This window comes from Bradyrhizobium oligotrophicum S58 (assembly GCF_000344805.1).
Lineage (GTDB): Bacteria > Pseudomonadota > Alphaproteobacteria > Rhizobiales > Xanthobacteraceae > Bradyrhizobium > Bradyrhizobium oligotrophicum.
In genome coordinates, this window is the sequence record NC_020453.1 from 5,104,164 (window position 1) to 5,125,016 (window position 20,853).

19 protein-coding genes are annotated in these 20,853 nt (G+C 65.1%); 6 read left to right on the top strand and 13 right to left on the bottom strand.

All coding sequences use genetic code 11. The features are described from left to right. Positions 1-202: 202 nt before the first annotated feature. Positions 203-628 carry a GFA family protein gene (locus S58_RS21990; RefSeq protein ID WP_015667585.1) on the top strand — a complete coding sequence of 142 codons (426 nt, stop codon included), beginning with the start codon at positions 203-205 and terminating at the stop codon, positions 626-628. A gap of 762 nt (positions 629-1,390) precedes the next feature. Here the strand turns inward: S58_RS21990 and ybaL are convergent. Beyond that, complete coding sequence (gene ybaL / locus S58_RS21995) at positions 1,391-3,133, bottom strand: YbaL family putative K(+) efflux transporter (RefSeq protein WP_015667586.1); 1,743 nt, start codon at positions 3,131-3,133, stop codon at positions 1,391-1,393. Between the two features lie 164 nt (positions 3,134-3,297). On the opposite strand from ybaL, the gene S58_RS22000 reads away from it, so the two are divergent. Further along, the gene (locus S58_RS22000) at positions 3,298-3,861 is read left to right on the top strand and encodes a DinB family protein (protein WP_015667587.1); all 564 of its coding nucleotides are present in this window, start codon (positions 3,298-3,300) and stop codon (positions 3,859-3,861) included. 186 nt (positions 3,862-4,047) lie between these two features. On the opposite strand, the gene S58_RS22005 is transcribed toward S58_RS22000, so the two are convergent. From S58_RS22005 to S58_RS22030, 6 genes are all read right to left on the bottom strand, one after another. Beyond that, entirely contained in the window at positions 4,048-5,217 is a 1,170-nt protein-coding gene (locus S58_RS22005) for an acetyl-CoA acetyltransferase (RefSeq protein ID WP_015667588.1), read from the bottom strand. A gap of 74 nt (positions 5,218-5,291) precedes the next feature. Continuing rightward, positions 5,292-6,275 carry a D-erythronate dehydrogenase gene (gene denD / locus S58_RS22010; protein WP_015667589.1) on the bottom strand — a complete coding sequence of 328 codons (984 nt, stop codon included), beginning with the start codon at positions 6,273-6,275 and terminating at the stop codon, positions 5,292-5,294. Between the two features lie 188 nt (positions 6,276-6,463). Then, positions 6,464-7,396, bottom strand: coding sequence for a carbohydrate ABC transporter permease (locus S58_RS22015; RefSeq protein WP_015667590.1), 933 nt, complete (start codon positions 7,394-7,396; stop codon positions 6,464-6,466). Then, on the bottom strand, positions 7,393-8,346 hold the full coding sequence (locus S58_RS22020; protein WP_015667591.1) for a carbohydrate ABC transporter permease: 954 nt from the start codon (positions 8,344-8,346) through the stop codon (positions 7,393-7,395). Before S58_RS22020 ends, S58_RS22015 begins: the two co-directional genes overlap by 4 nt. Positions 8,347-8,695: 349 nt before the next feature. Then, positions 8,696-10,018, bottom strand: a complete 1,323-nt coding sequence (locus S58_RS22025) for an ABC transporter substrate-binding protein (RefSeq protein WP_015667592.1) — start codon at positions 10,016-10,018, stop codon at positions 8,696-8,698. A 67-nt stretch (positions 10,019-10,085) separates the two neighbouring features. Next, complete coding sequence (locus S58_RS22030) at positions 10,086-11,147, bottom strand: ABC transporter ATP-binding protein (RefSeq protein ID WP_015667593.1); 1,062 nt, start codon at positions 11,145-11,147, stop codon at positions 10,086-10,088. 291 nt (positions 11,148-11,438) lie between these two features. Here S58_RS22030 and gntR point away from each other — a divergent pair, with 291 nt between their 5' ends. The 4 genes from gntR to S58_RS22050 all read left to right on the top strand — a co-directional run bounded on the left by gntR (position 11,439) and on the right by S58_RS22050 (position 16,303). Further along, on the top strand, positions 11,439-12,518 hold the full coding sequence (gntR, locus tag S58_RS22035; RefSeq protein WP_015667594.1) for an HTH-type transcriptional regulator GntR: 1,080 nt from the start codon (positions 11,439-11,441) through the stop codon (positions 12,516-12,518). 229 nt (positions 12,519-12,747) lie between these two features. Next, positions 12,748-14,571, top strand: a complete 1,824-nt coding sequence (locus S58_RS22040) for an IlvD/Edd family dehydratase (RefSeq protein WP_015667595.1) — start codon at positions 12,748-12,750, stop codon at positions 14,569-14,571. A gap of 120 nt (positions 14,572-14,691) precedes the next feature. Next, positions 14,692-15,426 carry an SDR family oxidoreductase gene (locus S58_RS22045; protein WP_015667596.1) on the top strand — a complete coding sequence of 245 codons (735 nt, stop codon included), beginning with the start codon at positions 14,692-14,694 and terminating at the stop codon, positions 15,424-15,426. Positions 15,427-15,556: 130 nt separating this feature from the next. Further along, complete coding sequence (locus S58_RS22050; RefSeq protein WP_015667597.1) at positions 15,557-16,303, top strand: SDR family NAD(P)-dependent oxidoreductase; 747 nt, start codon at positions 15,557-15,559, stop codon at positions 16,301-16,303. Positions 16,304-16,412: 109 nt separating this feature from the next. On the opposite strand, the gene S58_RS22055 is transcribed toward S58_RS22050, so the two are convergent. The 6 genes from S58_RS22055 to rplQ all read right to left on the bottom strand — a co-directional run bounded on the left by S58_RS22055 (position 16,413) and on the right by rplQ (position 20,750). Beyond that, on the bottom strand, positions 16,413-16,709 hold the full coding sequence (locus tag S58_RS22055; RefSeq protein WP_015667598.1) for a hypothetical protein: 297 nt from the start codon (positions 16,707-16,709) through the stop codon (positions 16,413-16,415). Between the two features lie 237 nt (positions 16,710-16,946). After that, entirely contained in the window at positions 16,947-18,272 is a 1,326-nt protein-coding gene (locus S58_RS22060) for a chloride channel protein (RefSeq protein WP_015667599.1), read from the bottom strand. 21 nt (positions 18,273-18,293) lie between these two features. Next, the gene (locus tag S58_RS22065) at positions 18,294-18,590 is read right to left on the bottom strand and encodes a DUF1330 domain-containing protein (protein ID WP_015667600.1); all 297 of its coding nucleotides are present in this window, start codon (positions 18,588-18,590) and stop codon (positions 18,294-18,296) included. A gap of 151 nt (positions 18,591-18,741) precedes the next feature. Further along, the gene (locus S58_RS22070; RefSeq protein ID WP_015667601.1) at positions 18,742-19,536 is read right to left on the bottom strand and encodes an SDR family NAD(P)-dependent oxidoreductase; all 795 of its coding nucleotides are present in this window, start codon (positions 19,534-19,536) and stop codon (positions 18,742-18,744) included. A 239-nt stretch (positions 19,537-19,775) separates the two neighbouring features. Next, a complete protein-coding gene (locus S58_RS22075; RefSeq protein ID WP_015667602.1) occupies positions 19,776-20,222 on the bottom strand; it encodes a hypothetical protein in 447 nt (148 codons plus the stop codon). Between the two features lie 114 nt (positions 20,223-20,336). Next, positions 20,337-20,750, bottom strand: a complete 414-nt coding sequence (gene rplQ, locus S58_RS22080; RefSeq protein ID WP_015667603.1) for a 50S ribosomal protein L17 — start codon at positions 20,748-20,750, stop codon at positions 20,337-20,339. Between the last annotated feature and the right edge of the window lie 103 nt (positions 20,751-20,853).

Genomic DNA, 20,853 nt, shown 5'->3' on the forward strand with positions numbered 1-20,853 from the left:
CCGAGCAAGCGGGCCTGCGCGTATGGGGCCATGCGCCGGGCTTCGCCGCCACGACATTCCGTGTCGCGGACCACGGATGAGAGCCGCTGCGTTGCACCAGATGTTCCCTGCGGCGGACTGCATTCTGCGATTCCATTTCGCCATTCAGGTGTGTCAGCATGCCGGTCCAACATCAGAGAACACCACACGAGGGAGAACGCTCATGACGCTCTATCAGGGCAAATGCTTCTGCGGCACGGTCGAGATCGAGGCCGATGGCGAGCCGGAAGCGATGGGCTATTGCCACTGCGCGTCGTGCCGCTCCTGGTCGGCCGGCCCCGTCAACGCTTTCACCCTGTGGAAGCCTGAGAACGTGCGCGTGACCAAGGGCGCGGAGGCGATCGGCACCTACCACAAGACTGACATGAGCCACCGCAAATACTGCACGAAGTGTGGCGGGCATCTGATGACCGACCATCCGCCGCTCGGCATGATCGACGTCTATGCCGCGACGATTCCGGCCTTGAAATTCGCGCCCGGCGTGCACGTCAACTATGCGGAGAGCGTGCTGCCGATCAGGGACGGCCTGCCGAAGCTGAAGGATTTTCCGGCCGAGTTCGGCGGCTCCGGCGAGATGATGCCGGAGTGAGCTCGGCATAAGCTCCACCGTAGCCCGGATGAGCGGAGCGATATCCGGGATCACACGAGCTGTGCAGATGAACCCGGATGTCGCTGCGCTCATCCGGGCTACGAATAGATACACGAGCATCGATGGCCTCGCGACAGGATCTGTCCGAGCTTTGCTGATCGAACCTGCCCTCTTTCGAAACAGAGGGCGCAGGGAAGGCCGGGTGCCGACTGGCACCCGTGGCCCCCGTGCGAAAGAAAGCACGGGGAACGAACCACAGGTCCGGCCGGATCAACCCGGCCCTCCCCGCGCGATGGTTTTCACGCTTACTTCGCGCTCTCCTCGGTGTCCGGCTTGTTAGCCACCGTCGCCCTTGGGATCATCATGCCCCTCGGGCTTGGCATCAGCGTCGGGATGCCAGGACCACGCGACTTCGCGTCCGCAACCTGCCGTCCGTCCGCATGCTTTCGCACACTGCGACATGTTGCGGCCACCGCATCCCTGCCTCAACGTTCGTGACGATCGCGAAGCGCCCCTCGTGGCGAAGCAGGATGGCGGGAGTGAAGCATACTTTCTGGAAAAGCGAAACAACTATATTTTTCGCCGAGGGACTGGACAGGGCAAATCAGCTTGATTGCGCGAGGGAAATTCGCCGATCGGCGCAGCCGCGTAGCCCGGATGAGCGCAGCGACATCCGGGTTCAAACGAGCTGTACAGATGAACCCGGGTGTCGCTTTCGTCGAAGCCCTTCGGGCTTCGCCGGAGCTCACCCGGGCTACGCGCTCAGACCTGCACCTGCTCCGCCGGCCGTTGCGGCGCCATCTCGGGAGCAGCATCGGGCGGCCTCCTGTCCAGCTCCTCGATCATGCCGCGCGCGATCTCGCGCTCGCCCATGATCACGATGTCAGCCCCCAACGATTTCAGATGATCGACCTCGGCATCCGAATGCGCCCGCGCCACGATGTGCAGAGCGGGGTTGGCGGCGCGGGCCTGCTCGACGATCTGGCCGGCTTCGAATGCCTCGGGGATGGCGATGACGAGCGCGTGCGCGCCCGCGGGATTTGTCGCGCGCAGCACGTTGCTGCGTGCGGCGTTGCCGGTGATGGTCTCGACGCCGGCGCTCTTCAACGACTTCAGGACGTCGTCCGACGTCTCCACCGCGAGGAACGCATGTCTGCGCTGCTGCAGGGCGTCGCCGACGAGGCGCCCGACGCGGCCATAGCCGACGACGATGGTGTGCTCGGTGAGCTCCGTCACCGGAATCTCCGCTGGTGGCGGCGCGGCCGGCGTGGACGGATCGGCGCGGCGGCGCTCCAATCGCGGCAGCAGCCAGTCGAGCGCGGCGAACATCAAGGGATTGAGCATGATCGAGATGATGGCGCCGGCCAGGATGAGGTCCCGTCCTGCTTTCGGCAGCAGGTTCGTGGCGCCGCCGATCTCGGCGAGGATGAAGGAGAACTCGCCGATCTGCGCGAGGCTCGCGGAGATCGTCAGCGCGGTCGAGGCCGGGTGGCGGAAGGCGACCACGATCAGGAACGCGGCGACCGACTTGCCGAACAGGATGATGAACAAGGTCGCGAGCAGCGGCCAGGGCTCGCGGATCACGCTTCCCGGATCGAACAGCATGCCGGCGGAGACGAAGAACAGCACCGCGAAGGCATCGCGCAGCGGCAGCGATTCCTGCGCGGCGCGCTGGCTCAGCGGCGACTCGCCGAGCATCATGCCGGCGAAGAACGCGCCGAGCGCCAGCGACACGCCGAACAGTTTGGTCGAGCCGAAGGCGACGCCGAGCGCGATCGCCAGCACCGCCAGGCGGAACAGCTCGCGCGAGCCGGTGTGGGCGATGTAGTGCAGGATCCACGGGATCAGCCGGCGTCCGACCAGCAGCATCACCGCCATGAACACGCCGATCTTGACGAAGGTCAGCAGCAGAACGCCGGTCAAGCCGAGGCCGAAGCGGGCGGCGAGCGGATCGGCGGCGGCGACGTCGCCATTGCCATTTTGCAGGCTGGCGAAGGCCGGGATCAGCACCAAGGCCAGTACCATCGCGAGGTCCTCGACGATCAGCCAGCCGACCGCGATGCGGCCGCGCTCGGTGTCCATCAGGCGCCGCTCCTGCAGCGCGCGCAAGAGCACCACGGTGCTGGCGACGGAGAGCGCGAGGCCGAACACGAGGCCGCCGCCGAGCGACCAGCCCATCGCCCAGCTCAACGCCATGCCCATCAAGGTCGCGACCGTGATCTGCACAACGGCGCCGGGCACCGCGATGGCGCGCACCGACATCAGGTCCTTGAGCGAGAAATGCAGGCCGACGCCGAACATCAGCAGGATGATGCCGAGCTCGGCGAGCTCGGTCGCCAGCGCCTGGTCGGCGACGAAGCCGGGCGTGAACGGGCCGACGGCGACGCCGGCGAGCAGATAGCCGACCAGTGGCGGAAACCGGAACCGCTGCGCCAGGGCTCCGAAGACGAAGGCGAGGCCGAGGCCAGCGACAATGGTCGCGATGAGGGGTGTGTCATGCGGCATCTGAACTTCTTGCACAGGTTGGGCGCCGATGCACCGTGACCATTTGAGGCAGAGTTCCATCACGCTGATGGGGATGATGCGCGGCCGAGCGCCGAAATCGGTGGTGAATGGCGGCATCAGTTCCGTATGATCTGAAGCGAGCCATCACGGGGTGCCCCGACACAATGCCCGCCGATCTCGTCCAGACGCTTCGCGCCTTCGCCTACAACAATGCATGGGCCAATCACCGGCTGCTGGCGGCCTGCGGCCAGCTCAGTGCCGAAGAGTTTGCCGCCGAACGCACCGGCTTCTTCCCCAGCCTGCAGAAGACCCTGAACCACATCTACATCATCGACCTGTTCTACATCGACGCGCTGGAGGGCGGCTGGCTCGGCCCTATGGCTTGGCAGAACGAGGTGCCGTTCCCGCGACTGCCCGATCTCGTCAAGGCGCAGGGCGCGATGGACCGCAGGCTGATTTCGTTCTGCGAGACGCTGACGCCGGCGCGGCTCGACGACACCGTCCGCATCAACCGCGAGAGCCGGGTGCAGAACGAGCGCTGCGACCGCCTGCTGCTGCACCTGTTCCAGCACGACATCCACCATCGCGGCCAGGCGCACGCGATGCTGTCGGGCACATCGGTGAAGCCGCCGCAGCTGGATGAGTTCTTCCCGGCCGACGATGCGGGCTTGCGCGCGAAGGATTTGGCCGAACTCGGCTTCAGCGAAGAGAAGGTGTGGAAGCCGTAACCCGGATGAGCGCAGCGACATCCGGGGTCTCATGAGGAGCGCGTGTGAACCCGGATGTCGCTACGCTCATCCGGGCTACGCGGGACAACCGTCATTGCGAGGAGCGAAGCGACGAAGCAATCCAGAGTCGAGCGCTCGGCCCTGGATTGCGTCGCTGCGCTCGCAATGACGCGGATGGCGCTGGGCCTACTTCGCCGGTTCCAGGATCGAGACGTAGTTCGCGACAGCGGCCCCGCCCATGTTGAAGATGCCGCCGAGCTTGGCGTTGGCGAGCTGCATGCCCTCCGGCGCGGAGCCGGTGAGCTGCATGGCGGTCATCACGTGCATGGAGACGCCGGTGGCGCCAATGGGATGGCCCTTGGCCTTCAGGCCGCCTGACGGATTGACCGGCAGCTTGCCGTCTTTCAGCGTCCAGCCTTCCTTGATGGCGCGGGCGCCCTGCCCTTTCGGGGTCAGGCCCATCGCCTCGTACTCGATCAGCTCGGCGACCGTGAAGCAGTCATGGGTCTCGACGAAGGAGAGATCGGACAGGGTGACGCCGGCCTTCTCCAGCGCGCGCTGCCAGGCCACGGTGCAGCCTTCGAAGGCGAGGATGTCGCGCTTGCTCATCGGCAGGAAGTCCTGCGCATGCGCGGTGGCGCGGACGGTCACCGCCTTGGCGAAGGACTTCGCCCTCTCGGAATCCGCGAGCACCAGCGCAGCGGCGCCGTCGGACACCAGCGAGCAGTCGGTGCGCTTCAGGGGACCGGCGACGTAAGGGTTCTTCTCGCTCTCGGAGCGGCAGAACTCGAAGCCGAAATCCTTGCGCATCTGCGCATAGGGATTGGCGACGCCGTTCTTGTGGTTCTTGGCCGCGATCAGCGCCAGCGCGTCGGACTGGTCGCCGTATTTCTGGAAATAGCCCTGGGCGATCTTGCCGAACACGCCGGCGAAGCCGCCGACGGTGTCGCCGTCCTCCGGCAGATAGGACGCCTTGAGCAGGTTCTTGCCGATCTCCGGCCCGGGCGTGCGCGTCATCTGCTCGACGCCGACGACCAGCACGATCTTGGCGGCGCCAGCCGCGATGGCGCGGATGCCCTGGTGGACGGCGGCGGAGCCCGTGGCGCAGGCATTCTCCACCCGAGTGGCCGGTTTGAAGCGCAGCGCGGGATCGGCCTGCAGCACCAGCGAGGCCGTGAAGTCCTGGGGGGAGAAACCCGCGTTGAAATGGCCGAGCACGATCTCGTCGACATCGCCGGCCGAGATGCCGGCGTCGGCGAGCGCCTCATTGGCGACCTTGACGACGAGGCTCTCGACGGTCTCGGCGTCGAACTTTCCGAACGGCGTATGCGCCCATCCGACGATGCTGGCGGTCATGATCTCTCTCCCGAATGTCTCCCTGCCTTCAAATGGCGCTTTGCGCCATTCGAGTCCAGAGGCTGGTGGCGGTCTCAGGCCACGAACTTGCCGCCGAGCTCATCCTCGATGTGGATCCGGATGATGTCGTCGAACGTCTTTTCCTCGGTGGTGAAGCCGAGCTCGCGGGCGCGCTTGGCCTCGAACGTCCGCGGCCAGCCGGCGACGATACCGATGATGAAGGGGTCCGGAACCCGCTTGATGCGGGCGGCGACGGCCTCGCCCGCGACGCGCTTCAACGCCGCGATCTGCTCGCCGACGGTGGCCGTCAGGCCGGGCATGGTCAGGTTCCGGCGCGGCCCGATCTTGGCGGTATCCATGGTCGCGGCGTGCAGCAGGAAGCCGACCGCCGAGCGCGGCGTGGCGTGCCAATGCTGGACGTCTTCGGACACCGGCAGCACGGCCTCCTTGCCGGCGAGCGGTTCGCGCAGGATGTTGGAGAAGAAGCCGGACGCGGCCTTGTTCGGCGCGCCGGGACGAATGCAGATCGTCGGCAGGCGGATGCCGACGCCGTCGAAGAAGCCGCGGCGGGAGTAATCGGCCAGCAGCAGCTCGCCGATCGCCTTCTGGGTGCCGTAGCTGAGCAGCGGCGCATTGACGAACTCGTCGCCGATGGTGTCGGGGAACGGCGCGCCGAACACCGCGATCGACGAGGTGAAGACCAGCCGCGGCTTGTAGCCGTCGCCGATCAGCCTGACCGCGTCGAACAGCATCCGCGTGCCGTCGAGATTGATGCGGTAGCCCTTGTCGAAATCGAGCTCGGCCTCGCCGGAGACGATGGCGGCCAGATGGAAGATCACGTCGGGACGCGCGGCGACCAGCTTCTCGGCAAAGCCGGGCACAGCGAAGTCGCCGGCGATGGTCTCGACCGCGATCGACGTGTCCGGCTTCGCTGGCGCGACGATGTCCTGCAAGGTCATGCGGGTGATGGCGCCATCGCCGAGACGGCCGTCGCGGACCAGCCGCTCCACCAGCTTGCGCCCGACCATGCCGGCGGCGCCGAGAACGAGAATATGCAAGGGAATGCTCCTTCAATTGCAACGATGGGGCGCGGTCTCAGCGTTCGTCATTGCGAGCGAAGCGAAGCATCCAGAGTCATCGGAACGGCTCTGGATTGCTTCGTCGCTTCGCTCCTCGCAATGACGGGCGTTTGAAATCCGCGTGAGCCGAAAGCGACGCGTTGAGCCGGCTCACGGTCAAGTCCGCCCTACTCCTTCACCGCGCCGGTCATCGCCGACACATAGTGCTCGACGAAGAATGCGTAAAGGATCACGAGCGGCAGCGAGCCGACCAGGGCGCCGGCCATCAGCGATCCCCATTTGTAGATGTCGCCATCGACGAACTCGTTGACGATAGCGACCGGGACGGTCTTGTTCGGCGTCGATTGCAGGAAGGTCAGCGCGTAGATGAACTCGTTCCAGCACAAGGTGAACGAGAAGATGAAGGCCGAGATCAGCCCGGGGATCGCCAGCGGCACCACGATCTTGACCAGGATCTGCCAGCGGCTGGCGCCGTCGATCAGCGCGCATTCCTCGAGCTCGAAGGGAATCGTCTTGAAGTAGCCCATCAGCAGCCAGGTCGAGAACGGGATCAGGAGCGTGGGATAGACCAGGATCAGCGACAGCGGCGAGTCGAACAGGCCGTAGGCCTGGATCACCGAGGCCAGCGGAATGAACAGGATCGACGGCGGCACGAGATACGCGAAGAAGATCAGCACACCGACGGTGTCGGCGCCCTTGAAGCGCAGCCGCACGATCGCATAGGCCGCGAGCACCGAGGCGAAGATCGACAGCGTGGTGGCGCCGACTGCGACATACATCGTGTTCCACAGCCAGCGCGGATATTGCGTCTCGAACAGCAGTTTCGAGATGTGCTTGAAGGTCGGATGCACGACCCAGAACGGGTTGTACTTCTCCATGTCGATCAGCTGCTCGTCGGGTTTGATCGACGTCAGCCCCATCCAGTAGAACGGGAACAGCAGCACCAGCAGAATGATGCCGAGCGGCAGATACAGCGTGATCAGCCGGCGCGGCAGCGATTCGAGGTAGCTCATGCCTTCGGTGTCATCGGCGGCCGCGAGCGTGGCGGCGTTGACGGTCACGTTGGACGGAGATTTGGGGGGCAGCGCGGTGTCGGTCATTGGTCGGATCCTTGCTGCCATTTGCGCCGTTGCATGCCGAACCAGGAGATCGCGATCGCGGCCATCAGGAACGGGATCATTGCAGTCGCAATCGCGGCGCCCTCGCCGAGGCGGCCGGAGATGATGCCGCGCTGGTAGCTCAAGGTCGCCATCAGATGCGTGGCATTGACCGGGCCGCCGCGGGTCAGCGCCCAGATCAGCTGGAAGTCGGTGAAGGTGAACAGCACCGAGAACGTCATGACGACGGCAATGATCGGGGTCAGCAGCGGATAGGTGATGTAGCGGAAGCGCTGCCAGCTGGTGGCGCCGTCGAGCGTCGCGGCCTCATAGAGCGAGGGCGACACGGTCTGCAGGCCCGCGAGCAAGGTGATGGCGACGAAGGGCACGCCGCGCCAGATGTTGGCGATGATGACGGAGGCGCGCGCCCAGGAGGTGTCGCCGAGGAAGTTGATGTTCTGGGTGATGAGCCCGAGCTTGATCAGCGACCAGGAGATGATCGAGAACTGCGCGTCGTAGATCCACCAGAACGCGATCGCCGACAGCACGGTCGGCACGATGAAGGGGATCAGCACGATGGCGCGGACCATCGCCTTGAACGGCATGTGCCGGTTCAACAGCAGCGCCAGATAGAGTCCGATCGCGAATTTGATCGCTGACGCGACGATCGTGTAGAGCAGCGTGTTGAACACCGACAGCCAGAAGATGCTGTCGTCCCACAGCCATTCGTAGTTCTCGAGGCCGACGAAGACGCCGCTGCGGCCGATCTTCTCGTCGGTGAAGCTCATCCAGACGCCGAGCCCAAGCGGATAGGCCAGGAACAGGATCAGGAACGCCGCCGCCGGCAGCATGAACCACAGCGCGATGACGTTGCGGTTGGTCTTCATGCGCGCCCACGCCGAGGGCTCGCCGATGACGGCGCGCTGCGGCAACGAGGTCTGAATGGTACTCATGTATCGAGCAGCTCCCTTCGAACCGTAGGGTGGGCAAAGCGCAGCGTGCCCACCGGCGTTCGGGACGGATAGACGTTGGTTCCGTCATTGCGAGGAGCGAAGCGACGAAGCAATCCAGGGTTCTGGAAGGAAGTCTGGATTGCTTCGTCGCCTACGGCTCCTCGCAATGACGAAAATCAAACTCGTAGGGTGGGCAAAGGATCTTAGCACGATGCTCGCATCATGCTGAGGGCCGTGCCCACCGCCAGGTGTGCGTCAGTCTCTTTGGTGGGCACGGCGCGGGAGACATCGCGATCTCTCGCTTCGATCCCGGCGCGCCTTTGCCCACCCTACGCAGTCGACTCTCGGCTCAGCGGAAGATGCGCTTGGCGGACCGCTCCGCGCTCGCCATCGCCGTCTTCACGTCCTCGCGGCCGGTGCAGTAGTTGGCGAACATGTCGACCAGGACGAAGTCGGCGATCGCGGCCGCAGCCGCCTCGCCGAGCTTGCCGAGGCCGGCCGGCGTGGTCGCGGTCGCCGCAACCTCGCGATACGGCGTGTTCTTCGGGTCGACGGTCCAGATCGGGTTGGCGTCGTAGGCCTTGAGGAAGTGCGACAGGTAGCCCTGCGCCGCCTCGATCCACGGATTGAACTGCTCCGGCTCCAGCAGGAAGGCGGTGAACGCCTTGCAGGTCTGCGGATACTTGGAGAAGTTGAACACCAGGATCGGGAAGCCCAGATGCATTTCGCGGGTCTTGCCGTCGAGGCCGGGCGGCAGATGCGCGTGGTTCATGTCCTCGGCGATCTGCGGCGCTTCCTTCTTCGCGGTCACATAGATCGAGATGCCGTTGACGGTCGCATAGAGCTGGCCGGCGAGGAACGCCTTGTTGTTCGACGAGTCGTTCCAGGACGCGGTGCCCGGCACGAAATTGTCGTACAGGCCCTTGACATATTCGAGCGCCTTGGCGGTCTCCGGCGAGTTGATGACAACCTTGTTGTCCTTGTCGATGAGATTGCCGCCATGCGCCCACAGCGCCCAGTGCACCCAGCCATTGGCATCGCCCGAGGCATGGCCGAGCGCCATGCCGCCCGGCGTGCCGTTCTTGTTCATGGCCTTGAAGAACTCGGACAGTTCCGCGAGATTCTTCGGAAACGTCTTGAAGCCGGCCTTCTCGGCCGCGGAGATGCGGTAGTTGACAAGGCCGCCGGTCGCCGCAACGGGAATGCCGATCCACTTGCCGTCGAGCATGCCGTAGGCCTTGCCCGAGTCGGTCCAGCCGCCGCACTTCTTGCCGAGGTAGTCGGCGACGTCGGTCATGTCGACGCACTTGTTGGAGAACAGGAATGGCAGCGTGTAGAGGCCCCACACCATGTCGAGCCCCTGCCCCGTATTGGCGGCCACCGAGGCCTTGGGCTGGACGTCGTCATAGGATTCGTTGGAGACGTTGATGGTGACGTTGTTAGCCTTCTGGAAGGCGTCGACGATCTTCATGAAGGCCACGTCCTCGGCCTCGACGAAGCGCTTCCAGCGCATCATGTTGATCTTGGCGCCGGGCTCCGGCTTGAACGGCGAGGTCTGCGCCCATGCCTTGGCGTAGCCGAGCAGCTCGTCTGCCGACATCGTTGCCGCAGCCGCCAGCAAGGTCGCGCCGCCCTTGAGCAGAGACCGTCGATCGGTGGGGAAATAAGTCATCTGAAGTTTTCTCCCGTTGAATATTTTGCTTGTTTTGTTTGTTGTATTCTGGCGTCGCGCGACCGGATCAAAGTCTCCGGCCGCTGTCCTTGTCGAACAGATGCGCCGCCGACGCGCGCGGACGCAAATGGATCTTCTCGCCGGGATTGACCTCGTGGCGATCGCGGAACACCGCGATGATGTCCTGGGTGCCGATGCGGGCGACGATCTGGGTCTCCGATCCGGTCGGCTCGACGACGACCACCTCAGCCTCGATGCCGTCATCGGCAAGCTCGAGATGCTCCGGCCGCACGCCATAGACCACCGGACGGCCGTCGGACGCGGCCGGCGCCGAGAGCAGCGGCAGCTTGGCGCCGTTCTCGGTCACGACATGGACCGAGCCGTTGGACTTGAGGTGGCCGTTGAGGAAATTCATCGCGGGCGAGCCGATGAAGCCGGCCACGAACTGATTGTCGGGCTTGTCATACAGATCGAGCGGCGAGCCCATCTGCTCGACGATGCCGTCATGCATCACCACGATCTTGTCGGCCATGGTCATGGCCTCGATCTGGTCGTGGGTGACGTAGACGGTCGTCGTCTTGAGCCGCTGATGCAGCTCCTTGATCTCGGTGCGCATCGCGACGCGCAGCTTGGCGTCGAGGTTCGAGAGCGGCTCGTCGAACAGGAACACCTGGGGATCACGCACGATGGCGCGGCCCATCGCGACGCGCTGGCGCTGGCCACCGGAGAGCTGGCGCGGATAGCGATCGAGCAGCGGCGTCAGCGCCAGGATCTCGGCGGCGCGCGCGACGCCCTTCTTGATGTCCTCGGGGCGCGCGCCCCGCAGCTTGAGCGAGAAGCCCATGTTGTCGGCCACCGTCATGTGCGGATAGAGCGCGTAGTTCTGGAACACCATCGCGATGTCGCGCTCTTTCGGCTGCACGTTGTTGACGACGCGCTCGCCGATCGAGATCGTTCCGGCGGTGATGTTCTCGAGCCCTGCGAGCATGCGCAGCAGCGTCGACTTGCCGCAACCGGACGGCCCGACCAGCACGACGAACTCGCCGTCCTCGATCGGAATCGTCACGCCGTGCAGGACCTCGAATCCGCCGAACGATTTGCGCACGTCGCGAATTTGCACCGACGACATCAATTTCCTCCTCAATGACCGACAGCATTGGCTGCATGCCGGCGGCATCCTGACCGTTGTTCTCGGCCGTTTGATCAGGCCGCTTGTCGTTTTGTGATCTTGGTCGTGTAGCTTTGGTCGAGCAGTGTTTTTCTTGTTCGTCTTGGTCGTCCCGACTGGATCCGAAACGAGGACCAGCCCGGCTGACATTGTCCGCAGTTTAGTTCGCTTCCGCAATGCTTCGCTTAGCAACCGCGTGATAGCGCTGTCAATATCGCTTGTGTACCAGACCGCCTATGCTATGAGCGAGGCATGGGACGGAAGCGCATCGAGCCGGGCAAAGTCCGGCTGACCGAAGTTGCGGCACTGGCGGGCGTCAGCCCGATCACGGTGTCACGCTTCTTCCGCAATCCCGACACGGTCTCGGCCGGCCGCCGCGCCAGGATCGAGAGCGCCGCCAAGGAGCTCGGCTATGTGCCGAACCTCGCCGCGCGTGCGCTCGCATCGCAGCGCACCGAAGTGATCGGCGTGCTGATACCGTCCCTCACCAACAATGTGTTCTCCGACGTGCTGCGCGGCATCTATGATGCGTTCGACGGCAGCCGCTACAGCATCCAGCTGGCGAACACGCGCTACAGCGTGCTGCAGGAGGAGCGCCTGCTGCGGCTGTTCCTGATGCAGAAGCCGGCAGGGCTGATCGTCACCGGCCTCGACCAGACTGCGGAGAGCCGGTCGATCATCGAGGCCGCCGATTGCCCCGTCGTCCAGATCATGGAGCTCGGCACGGAGCCGATCGACATGATGATCGGCTTTTCGCATGTCGATGCTTGTTATGCAGCCATTTCGCACCTCCTCGCACAGGGCTGCCGCCGCATCGGCTTCATCGGCGCACGCATGGACCCAAGGGTGCAGCGCAGGCTTCAGGGCTACCAGAACGCGATGAAGGATGCCGGTTTCTTCGACCCGCGTCTCATCGTCACAGCCCCTGTTCCGACGTCGACGATCATGGGCGGCAGCCTGTTCTCCGATCTCCTGATGAAGGCGCCGGATCTCGATGCCGTGTTCTGCGCCAACGACGACCTCGCGCTCGGCGTCCTGTTCGAGTGCCAGCGCCGCCACATCGCAGTCCCCCAGCAGCTTGCGATCGTCGGCTTCAACGACATGGAATTCATGGCGGCGGCGGTGCCGCCGCTCACCAGCGTGCGCACCAATCGCTATGAGATGGGCCGGCGCGCGGCGACGATGATCATGGACGCGATCGAGGGCCGTCCCGTTGCGCAGCGCGTGGTCGATCTCGGCTTCGAGGTGATCGAACGGCAGAGCTCGACCTTGCACCGCACCGCAGGGAGCCTCGAGCCGGCGACGGGCCGTGCCTCCGGAACAAAATGGTAGCGCAACCAAAAACCATGAACTAGAACCACTCGAACCAACAACGACTTGAACGAAAGACGTAGGCGATCTTCGACAGCGGGCCGATGCGCATGAGTGCGGCGCACCGTCTCGCGATCGATGCAAGGCTTGAGGCAAGGATTCACGATGCAAGGCTTCAAGATCCAAGGCCTTAAGATCCAAGGCATCAAGATGGCGAACCTCGCTACGTTTGCACTGCGGGAGAAAACGAATGACGAAATCCAACGGACATGCCGGCAACGGCGCTGACAAGAGCCGCAAGCTGCGCTCGCAGGCGTGGTTCAACGATCCGCACAATCCGGGCATGACCGCGCTCTATCTCGAGCGCTACCTCAATTACGGCCTGACCCGCGCCGAACTGCAGTCGGGCAAGCCGATCATCGGCATTGCGCAGACGGGCAACGACCTGTCGCCCTGCAACAGGCATCACATCGAACTCGCGCATCGCGTCCGCGAGGGCATCCGCGCCGCCGGCGGCATCGCGATGGAGTTTCCGACCCATCCGATCCAGGAGACCGGCAAGCGTCCGACTGCGGCACTTGACCGCAACCTCGCTTATCTCGGCCTGGTGGAAATCCTGTTCGGCTATCCGCTCGACGGCGTGGTGCTGACCGCCGGCTGCGACAAGACGACGCCGGCTTTGCTGATGGCGGCGGCGACCGTCAACATTCCGGCGATCGTGCTGTCGGGCGGGCCGATGCTGAACGGCTGGCACGAGGGTCAGCGCACCGGCTCCGGCACCGTGGTGTGGAAGTCGCGCGAGCGGCTGGCCGCCGGCGAGATCGGCTATGAGGAGTTCATGGAGATCGTGGCGTCCTCGGCGCCGTCGATCGGTCATTGCAACACCATGGGCACGGCTTCGACCATGAATGCGCTGGCCGAGGCGCTCGGCATGTCCCTGCCCGGCTGCGCCGCCATTCCGGCGCCCTATCGCGAGCGCGGGCAGATCGCCTACGAGACCGGAACGCGCATCGTCGACATGGTGTGGGAAGACCTGAAGCCGTCGGACATCCTGACGCGCAAGGCGTTCGAGAACTGCATCGTCGCCAACTCCGCGATCGGCGGCTCGACCAATGCGCCGATCCACATCAACGCGCTGGCGCGCCATGTCGGCGTCGAGCTCGACATCGACGATTGGCAGAAATTCGGCCATGACGTGCCGCTGCTCGTCAACATGCAGCCGGCCGGCTTCTATCTTGGCGAGGAATTCCATCGCGCCGGCGGCGTGCCGGCCGTGATCGGCGAGCTGATGCGCCACAAGCGCATCCATGAGGACGCCATCACCGTCAACGGCCGCAGCATGGGCGACAATTGCCGCGACGCGGCCAAGCCCGACAACGACGTGATCTGGTCCTACGACAAGCCACTGGTGAAGGATGCCGGCTTCCTGGTGCTGCGCGGCAATCTGTTCGATTCCGCGATCATGAAGACCAGCGTCATCTCCAAGGAGTTCCGCGACCGCTATCTCGTCAATCCGAACGACCCGAACGCGTTCGAGGGCCGCGCCATCGTGTTCGAAGGGCCGGAGGACTATCACGACCGCATCGACGATGCGTCGCTCGATATCGACGAGCACTGCGTGCTGTTCATCCGCGGCGCCGGCCCGATCGGCTATCCCGGCGGCGCCGAAGTGGTGAACATGCAGCCGCCGGCCGCGCTGATCAAGCGCGGCATCCTGTCCCTGCCCTGCATCGGCGACGGCCGCCAGTCCGGCACCTCGGGCTCGCCGTCGATCCTCAACGCCTCGCCCGAGGCTGCGGCCGATGGCGGGCTCGCGATCCTCAAGACCGGCGACAAGGTGCGCATCGACCTCAACAAGGGCTCGGCCAACATCCTGATCTCGGACGAGGAGGTCGCCAAGCGCCGCGCCGAGCTGAAGGCCAAGGGCGGCTTCCCGCATCCGGCCAACCAGACGCCATGGCAGGAACTCTATCGCAACACCGTAGGCCAGCAGGCCACCGGCGCCTGCATGGAGTTCGCCACGCGCTACCACAACATCGCCGGCACGGTGGGTGTGGCGCGGCATAATCATTGAACCACCACCGTCATTGCGAGCGAAGCGAAGCAATCCAGGGCCGAGCATAAGACTCTGGATTGCTTCGTCGCTTCGCTCCTCGCAATGACGACGAGACAACGAGAATCCAAGGGAGACCCCATGTCCGACCGCCTCAAGGGCAAACGCGCCTTCGTCACTGCTGCCGCTGCCGGCATTGGCCGCGCCTGTGCCGTCGCCTTCGCGCGGCAAGGCGCCACCGTGTTCGCGACCGATATCGACGAGAAGGGCCTGGCGACACTGAAGAGCGAGGGCATCGCCGAGGTCGCGACGCTCGACGTACGCAACACCGCCGCCGTGAACGCGATGGCCGAGCGGGTCGGCAAGGTCGAGATCCTGCTCAACGCCGCCGGCTTCGTGCACAATGGCAGCATCCTCGACTGCTCCGACGACGACTGGGATTTCTCGTTCGATCTCAACGTCAAGTCGATGCATCGCACGATCCGTGCGTTCCTGCCAAAGATGCTCGGCGAGGGCGGCGGCGCCATCGTCAACATCGCCTCCGCCGCGGGCGTGTTCAAGGCTGCGCCGAACCGCTACGTCTATGGCGCGACCAAGGCCGCGGTGGCGGCGCTGACGCGCTCGGTGGCGGCCGACTTTGTCGGCAAGCATATCCGCTGCAACTGCATCTGCCCCGGCACGATCGAGACGCCCTCGCTGCTCGGCCGCGCCGCGGCCGCCGGTCCGAACGGGCTCGAGATGTTCATCTCGCGCCAGCCGATGGGCCGGCTCGGCACCGCCGAGGAGATCGCGCATCTCGCGGTCTATCTCGCCAGCGACGAGAGCGCGTTCACGACCGGCGTCGCGCACACCATCGACGGCGGCTGGACGCTGTAGCTTCTCCTCATCCTGAGGAGCCCGCCTCTTGGCGGGCGTCTCGAAGGATGGGGCCCGGACGCCGGGGCCCCATGGTTCGAGACGCGCTGCGCGCTCCTCACCATGAGGGTCGAAAGAGGAGTCTTTTTTCATGAACCACATCGACCTCACCAACCGCTGCGCCGTGGTCACCGGTGGCGCTCAAGGCTTCGGCCGGGCCATCACCGAGCGCTTCAAGGCCTCCGGCGCGAAAGTCGCGATCTGGGATCACGACATCGCACTGGCGGAGAAGACCGCGCAGGAGATTGGCCCCGAGGTGCTGGCGCTGCAGGTCGATGTCACCGACACGACCGCCGTCGAAGGCGCGCGCGATGCGACGCTGGCCGCGTTCGGCACCCTCGACATCCTGGTCAACAATGCCGGCATCGCCGGCATCAACAAGACGGTGTGGGAGACCGATCTCGAGGAGTGGCGCAAGGTGCTGCGCATCAATCTCGACGGTCCCTTCATCTGCGCCAAGGCGATCGTCCCCATCATGCTGAAGCAGGGCTATGGCCGCATCGTCAACATCGCCTCGATCGCCGGCAAGGAAGGCAATCCGAACGCCGCGCATTACTCGGCATCGAAGGCCGGCTTGATCGCGCTGACCAAGTCGCTCGGCAAGGAGCTGGCGCAGCACAACATCACCGTCAACGCCGTGACGCCGGCCGCGGCCAAGACCGCGATCTTCGACCAGATGACCGAGACCCACATCAACTTCATGCTGTCGAAGATCCCGAAGGGCCGCTTTGTGCTGGTCGAGGAACTCGCCGCGCTGGTGTCGTGGCTCGCCTCTGAAGAGTGCTCGTTCTCCACCGGCGCGGTGTTCGACATTTCCGGCGGCCGCGCGACGTATTAGGGGCCCGGATGAGCGCAGCGACATCCGGGGTCTCACGAGCTGTGTCGATGAGCCCGGATGTCGCACCGCTCATCCGGGCTACGAGTGGCCAACCTTTACGGCAAGCGGACTAATTGTGCGTCTTCCAGAAGATGCGTGCGCCCTGCACCGATTGCGCGACATTGATCCGAGCGCGCTCGAACGGCGTCACCACGCCGTCGGCCTTGGCCTTGTTCTCCAGCTTCTGTACGTGGATCTGGCCACGGACCAGCTGCTGGGTTTCCGGATAGGTCAGCCGTCCCGAGGTGATGCCGTTGTAGATGCGATGCGACTGCACGTTCTGCCGGGCATCGATCAGGGGCGTGCCCGCAAGGCATGCGCCCGACGTGACGACGAGCACCAGCGCACCGGCCATGATGGACTTCATTTTCACTCTCCTGTGGTGATGTGTCCACTGGCGTGAAGACGTCATTGTCCGCACTCGTCCAGCGAACGGCCCACAGGATGCGCGGTTTCGATGGTGCCGACTGTGCGCCCGATCACCTTGAAGCAGCAGGGAGCGGCAGCCTCTCGATGAGAGAGGTCCGATCTCAAGATCTTCCGTCAAGCATTTGAAATCACGCCGCTTGCCCGGGCGGCATCAAGCAACGCGTGAGCGCGGCCCTCAGCCTGGCGCGGCGACCGGCTTGGGCTCAGCCGTCGTCTCAGCCTTTGCGACGAACCCCTTGGCCAGCGCGTGATAGAGGCCCTCCTCGCAGACCAGCTTCGAGGTGCCATAGGCGATCAGTGACGCCGTCATCAGCGGCACCACCATCGCGTGATTGTCGGTCATCTCGGTGACGATGACGAAGGCGGTGATCGGCGCCTGCACCACGCCGGCGAAATACGCGACCATGCCGAGCAGCATGATCGGCGCCAGCGGAGCCTGCTGGAACAGGCTCGCGACGTTGGCGCCGATGCCGGCGCCGACCGCGAGCGACGGCGCGAAGATGCCGCCGGGAATGCCGCTGATCGCAGCGAAGGTGGTGGCGAGGAATTTCAGCACGCCGAAATCGGCCGGCAGCGGCGTGCCGGTCTCCAGCGCCGCCTTCACCTGCGCATAGCCGGTGCCGTAGACCGTGTCGCCCGAGGCGAGGCCGCAGATCGCGACGGCCAAGCCGCAGGCGAGTGCGAACGGCAGCGGCTGGCGCTTGATGGCGCGGCCGACGGCGCCGGGCAGCCCGCGCGCCATCGTGATCAGGATGCGGCTGAACAGGCCGCCGGCGGCGCCGCCGATCACCCCGCAGACGGGCACGGCGAGCCAGTCGATGCCCTTGCCGAGCGCCATGGGAGTCGAGCCGAAATAGGCATAGTTGCCCATCAGCGCCAGCGAGGTCAGGCCGGCAGCGATCACCGTGGCGATGACGAGGCTCGAGGTCCGCGTCTCGAAGGCGCGGCTCATCTCCTCGATGCCGAACACGATGCCGGCGAGCGGCGTGTTGAAGGCCGCCGCCACCCCGGCCGCCGCGCCGGCCAGGATCAGGCCCGGCTGGCGGCGCGGCGACAGCCGGCCGAGCGCGAACATGATGGAGGCGCCGACCTGAACCGTCGGCCCTTCGCGGCCGACCGAGGCGCCGCACAGCAGCCCGAGCAGGGTCAGCACGATCTTGCCGATGGCGACACGGAGCGACACCAGCGGGCTGCGTGCGCGCGAGTCCGAGAGGTGCCGCGCCGCGATCGCCTGCGGGATGCCGCTGCCTTGCGCATTGGGGAAGAAGCGCTGGGTCAGATACACCGACAGCGCAAAACCGGCCGGCGTGACAATGAGCGAGGCGTAGCGCGACTTGGACAACAGCCAGTTGAAGGCAAGCTGCGCCTGGTCGGCAAGCTCCGCCAGCGCCACAGCGGCGGCGCCGACCACCAGACCGCCGGCCACGAACAGCACCCGCCGCTGCCAGCGCGCTGAGGTCAGCTTGAGCCAGCGCTTGCGGCGGGGGGTGATCTTCAGCATGGGTGCGGCACGGTCCGGTCTTTACGCGGGTGCAGCACCCTCGACGAAAATCAGCCGGCGGTCCAGCGCCCTCCAGCGCTCATCCAGGGCTTGGGCATATTCCGGCGACGCATACCATTCGCGCAGCCGCGCCATCGACGGAAACTCGACGATGATGAGGGTCTTGGCGGGCGGGCCGCCTTCGACCGTCTCGGCGGGTCCGCCGCGGACCAGATAGCGGCCGCCATATTGCGCAATCGAGCCCGCCGCGAGCGCCCGGTAGCGCTCCATCGCTTCGATGTCGCGGACCTCGACCTCGGAGATGACGTAAGCCGCCATGGCCGACCTCGCTTCGTAGCCCGGATGAGCTCCGGCGAAGCCCGAAGGGCTTCGACGAAAGCGATATCCGGGGTCTCGCAGGTTCACGGACGAACCCGGATGTCGCTGCGCTCATCCAGGCTACGCAATCTACGCAATCCTGTCGACGATGCTACGCGATGGTGTCGAGGATGCCGCCCTCGGCGCGCAGCGCGGCGCCGTTGGTCGCGGAGGCTTCCTTGGAGACGGCGTAGACGACCATGTTGGCGATCTCGTCCACGCTGGCGAAGCGCTGCAGCAGCGAAGCCGGCCGGTGCTGCTTGACGAAGGACGAGGCCGCCTCCTGCTCCGACTGGCCGTTCTGGCGGGCGAGATCCTTGACGAAGGTCTCGACGCCTTCCGACATCGTCGGTCCGGGCAGCACCGCATTGACCGTGACGCCGGTGCCGCGCGTCAGCTTGGCGAGCCCGCGCGAGACCGCGAGCTGGGCGGTCTTGGTCATGCCGTAGTGGATCATCTCGGTCGGGATGTTCACCGCCGACTCCGAGGAGATGAAGATGATGCGGCCCCAGTTGCGCTTCAGCATCCCCTGCATGTAGGCGCGGGCCATGCGCACGCCGGACATCACGTTGACCTCGAAGAAGCGGCTCCAGTCCTCGTCGGGAATGTCGAAGAAGTCCTTGGGCTCGAAGATCCCGGCATTGTTGACGAGGATGTCGACCTCGGGGAGCGCCGTGATGATGGCGTTGCCGCCCTCGATCTGAGCGACATCGCCGGCGACGCCCCGCACTTTGGCGGCGGGGACCAGCTGCTTGAGCTTCGCGACCGCCTCGTCGACACGAGCTTGGCCGCGACCGTTGATGATGACCTCCGCGCCGGACGCGGCGAGCCCCTTGGCGATGGCAAAGCCGATACCGGCCGTGGAACCGGTGACGAGGGCGGTCTTTCCCGAGAGGTCGATGTGCATGGGCAGCTCTCCGTTGTGCTGAAGGAACGGATGTGGGGCGTCGTCGCGCCAACGCAACGCGCTGCACGCAGAGCTGATCCTCTTTTGCGTCCACGACCCGGGCTGAACGGCGCAGCGAAGGTCCGTAGCCCGGATGAGCGAAGCGATATCCAGGTTCACACGAGCTGTACGGGTGAACCCGGATATCGCTTCGCTCATCCGGGCTACGAATCCTCAAAATGGAAACGGCGCCGAGATCTTTAGCTCGTGGTCCCCGTCAGGATCGCAACTTGGCGCCGGCCCTTCAGCAGCTCCTCAAACTCGGCGGCGAAGCGCTCAAGGACCGCATATTCGGTCAGGAAGCGGATCGAGGCACTGTTCGGCACAATGGCCTCCGGCATGCTCCAGACCTCGGACGTCAGCTCGGCTTGCACGAGTAACCGTCCGCGAAGGTCGTGTGGTCTGATGACGATCCGGACGTGGCATTGCTTGAGATTGCCCTTATCGTCGTAATAGCCGCCCTCGATCATCGGCGGCTTCTCCGATGACAGCGGATAGGATCTTAGTCTCTTCAGGAAAATATCCAGATCGCGGCCGAACCACGCCGCGCCCTTCGCGCTGAAGGGACCGGCCTTCGCGCTCGCAATGACCTTCCCCGTGCCGTCGTCATCCGGCTCGTAGACGATCTGCAGCTCTGCCGTGCTCATAGCTGATGCTCCGATCCACCACGCCCGTCTTCGTCCGCCCGGTAGCCGAGCCGCGACCCAAAAATGAAAACGGCGCCCGAAGGCGCCGCTTTGAAACCGGGATCGGAGCGGCGCTTACGCGGCTTCCGAGGTTTCCTGCACCGGGCCGGAATCCAGGCCCTTGGCATCGACGTCGCGATCGACGAACTCGATCACGGCCATCGCGGCGTTGTCGCCGTAGCGGAAGCCGGCCTTGATGATGCGGGTGTAGCCGCCGTTGCGATCCTTGTAGCGGGGCGCCAGGACGTCGAACAGCTTCTTGACCTGGTCGATGTCGCGCATCTCGGAGATGGCCTGCCGGCGCAGCGCCAGTCCGCCCTTCTTGCCGAGGGTGACGAGCTTCTCGACGATCGGCCGGAGCTCCTTCGCCTTCGGCAGCGTGGTGACGATCTGCTCGTGCTTGATCAGCGCGGCGCACATGTTGGCGAACATCGCCTTGCGATGCTCGGCGGTGCGGTTGAGCTTCCGATGAACCTTGCCGTGACGCATTGTGTTAGTCCTTCATTTCAATCTGCCGCGACGGTTCGTCGGACATGTTGCTCAGGTGGGCTGCCTGCGTTCGCCCGGTCGTGACGAGTGGCGGGTAGGATCC

Bases quoted from the DNA above. Each gene is read 5' to 3' on its own strand.
- S58_RS21990 (WP_015667585.1), top strand. From the start codon at position 203: ATGACGCTCTATCAGGGCAAATGCTTCTGCGGCACGGTCGAGATCGAG.
- ybaL (WP_015667586.1), bottom strand. From the start codon at position 3,133: ATGCCGCATGACACACCCCTCATCGCGACCATTGTCGCTGGCCTCGGC.
- S58_RS22000 (WP_015667587.1), top strand. From the start codon at position 3,298: ATGCCCGCCGATCTCGTCCAGACGCTTCGCGCCTTCGCCTACAACAAT.
- S58_RS22005 (WP_015667588.1), bottom strand. From the start codon at position 5,217: ATGACCGCCAGCATCGTCGGATGGGCGCATACGCCGTTCGGAAAGTTC.
- S58_RS22015 (WP_015667590.1), bottom strand. From the start codon at position 7,396: ATGACCGACACCGCGCTGCCCCCCAAATCTCCGTCCAACGTGACCGTC.
- S58_RS22020 (WP_015667591.1), bottom strand. From the start codon at position 8,346: ATGAGTACCATTCAGACCTCGTTGCCGCAGCGCGCCGTCATCGGCGAG.
- S58_RS22025 (WP_015667592.1), bottom strand. From the start codon at position 10,018: ATGACTTATTTCCCCACCGATCGACGGTCTCTGCTCAAGGGCGGCGCG.
- S58_RS22030 (WP_015667593.1), bottom strand. From the start codon at position 11,147: ATGTCGTCGGTGCAAATTCGCGACGTGCGCAAATCGTTCGGCGGATTC.
- gntR (WP_015667594.1), top strand. From the start codon at position 11,439: ATGGGACGGAAGCGCATCGAGCCGGGCAAAGTCCGGCTGACCGAAGTT.
- S58_RS22040 (WP_015667595.1), top strand. From the start codon at position 12,748: ATGACGAAATCCAACGGACATGCCGGCAACGGCGCTGACAAGAGCCGC.
- S58_RS22045 (WP_015667596.1), top strand. From the start codon at position 14,692: ATGTCCGACCGCCTCAAGGGCAAACGCGCCTTCGTCACTGCTGCCGCT.
- S58_RS22050 (WP_015667597.1), top strand. From the start codon at position 15,557: ATGAACCACATCGACCTCACCAACCGCTGCGCCGTGGTCACCGGTGGC.
- S58_RS22055 (WP_015667598.1), bottom strand. From the start codon at position 16,709: ATGAAGTCCATCATGGCCGGTGCGCTGGTGCTCGTCGTCACGTCGGGC.
- S58_RS22060 (WP_015667599.1), bottom strand. From the start codon at position 18,272: ATGCTGAAGATCACCCCCCGCCGCAAGCGCTGGCTCAAGCTGACCTCA.
- S58_RS22065 (WP_015667600.1), bottom strand. From the start codon at position 18,590: ATGGCGGCTTACGTCATCTCCGAGGTCGAGGTCCGCGACATCGAAGCG.
- S58_RS22070 (WP_015667601.1), bottom strand. From the start codon at position 19,536: ATGCACATCGACCTCTCGGGAAAGACCGCCCTCGTCACCGGTTCCACG.
- S58_RS22075 (WP_015667602.1), bottom strand. From the start codon at position 20,222: ATGAGCACGGCAGAGCTGCAGATCGTCTACGAGCCGGATGACGACGGC.
- rplQ (WP_015667603.1), bottom strand. From the start codon at position 20,750: ATGCGTCACGGCAAGGTTCATCGGAAGCTCAACCGCACCGCCGAGCAT.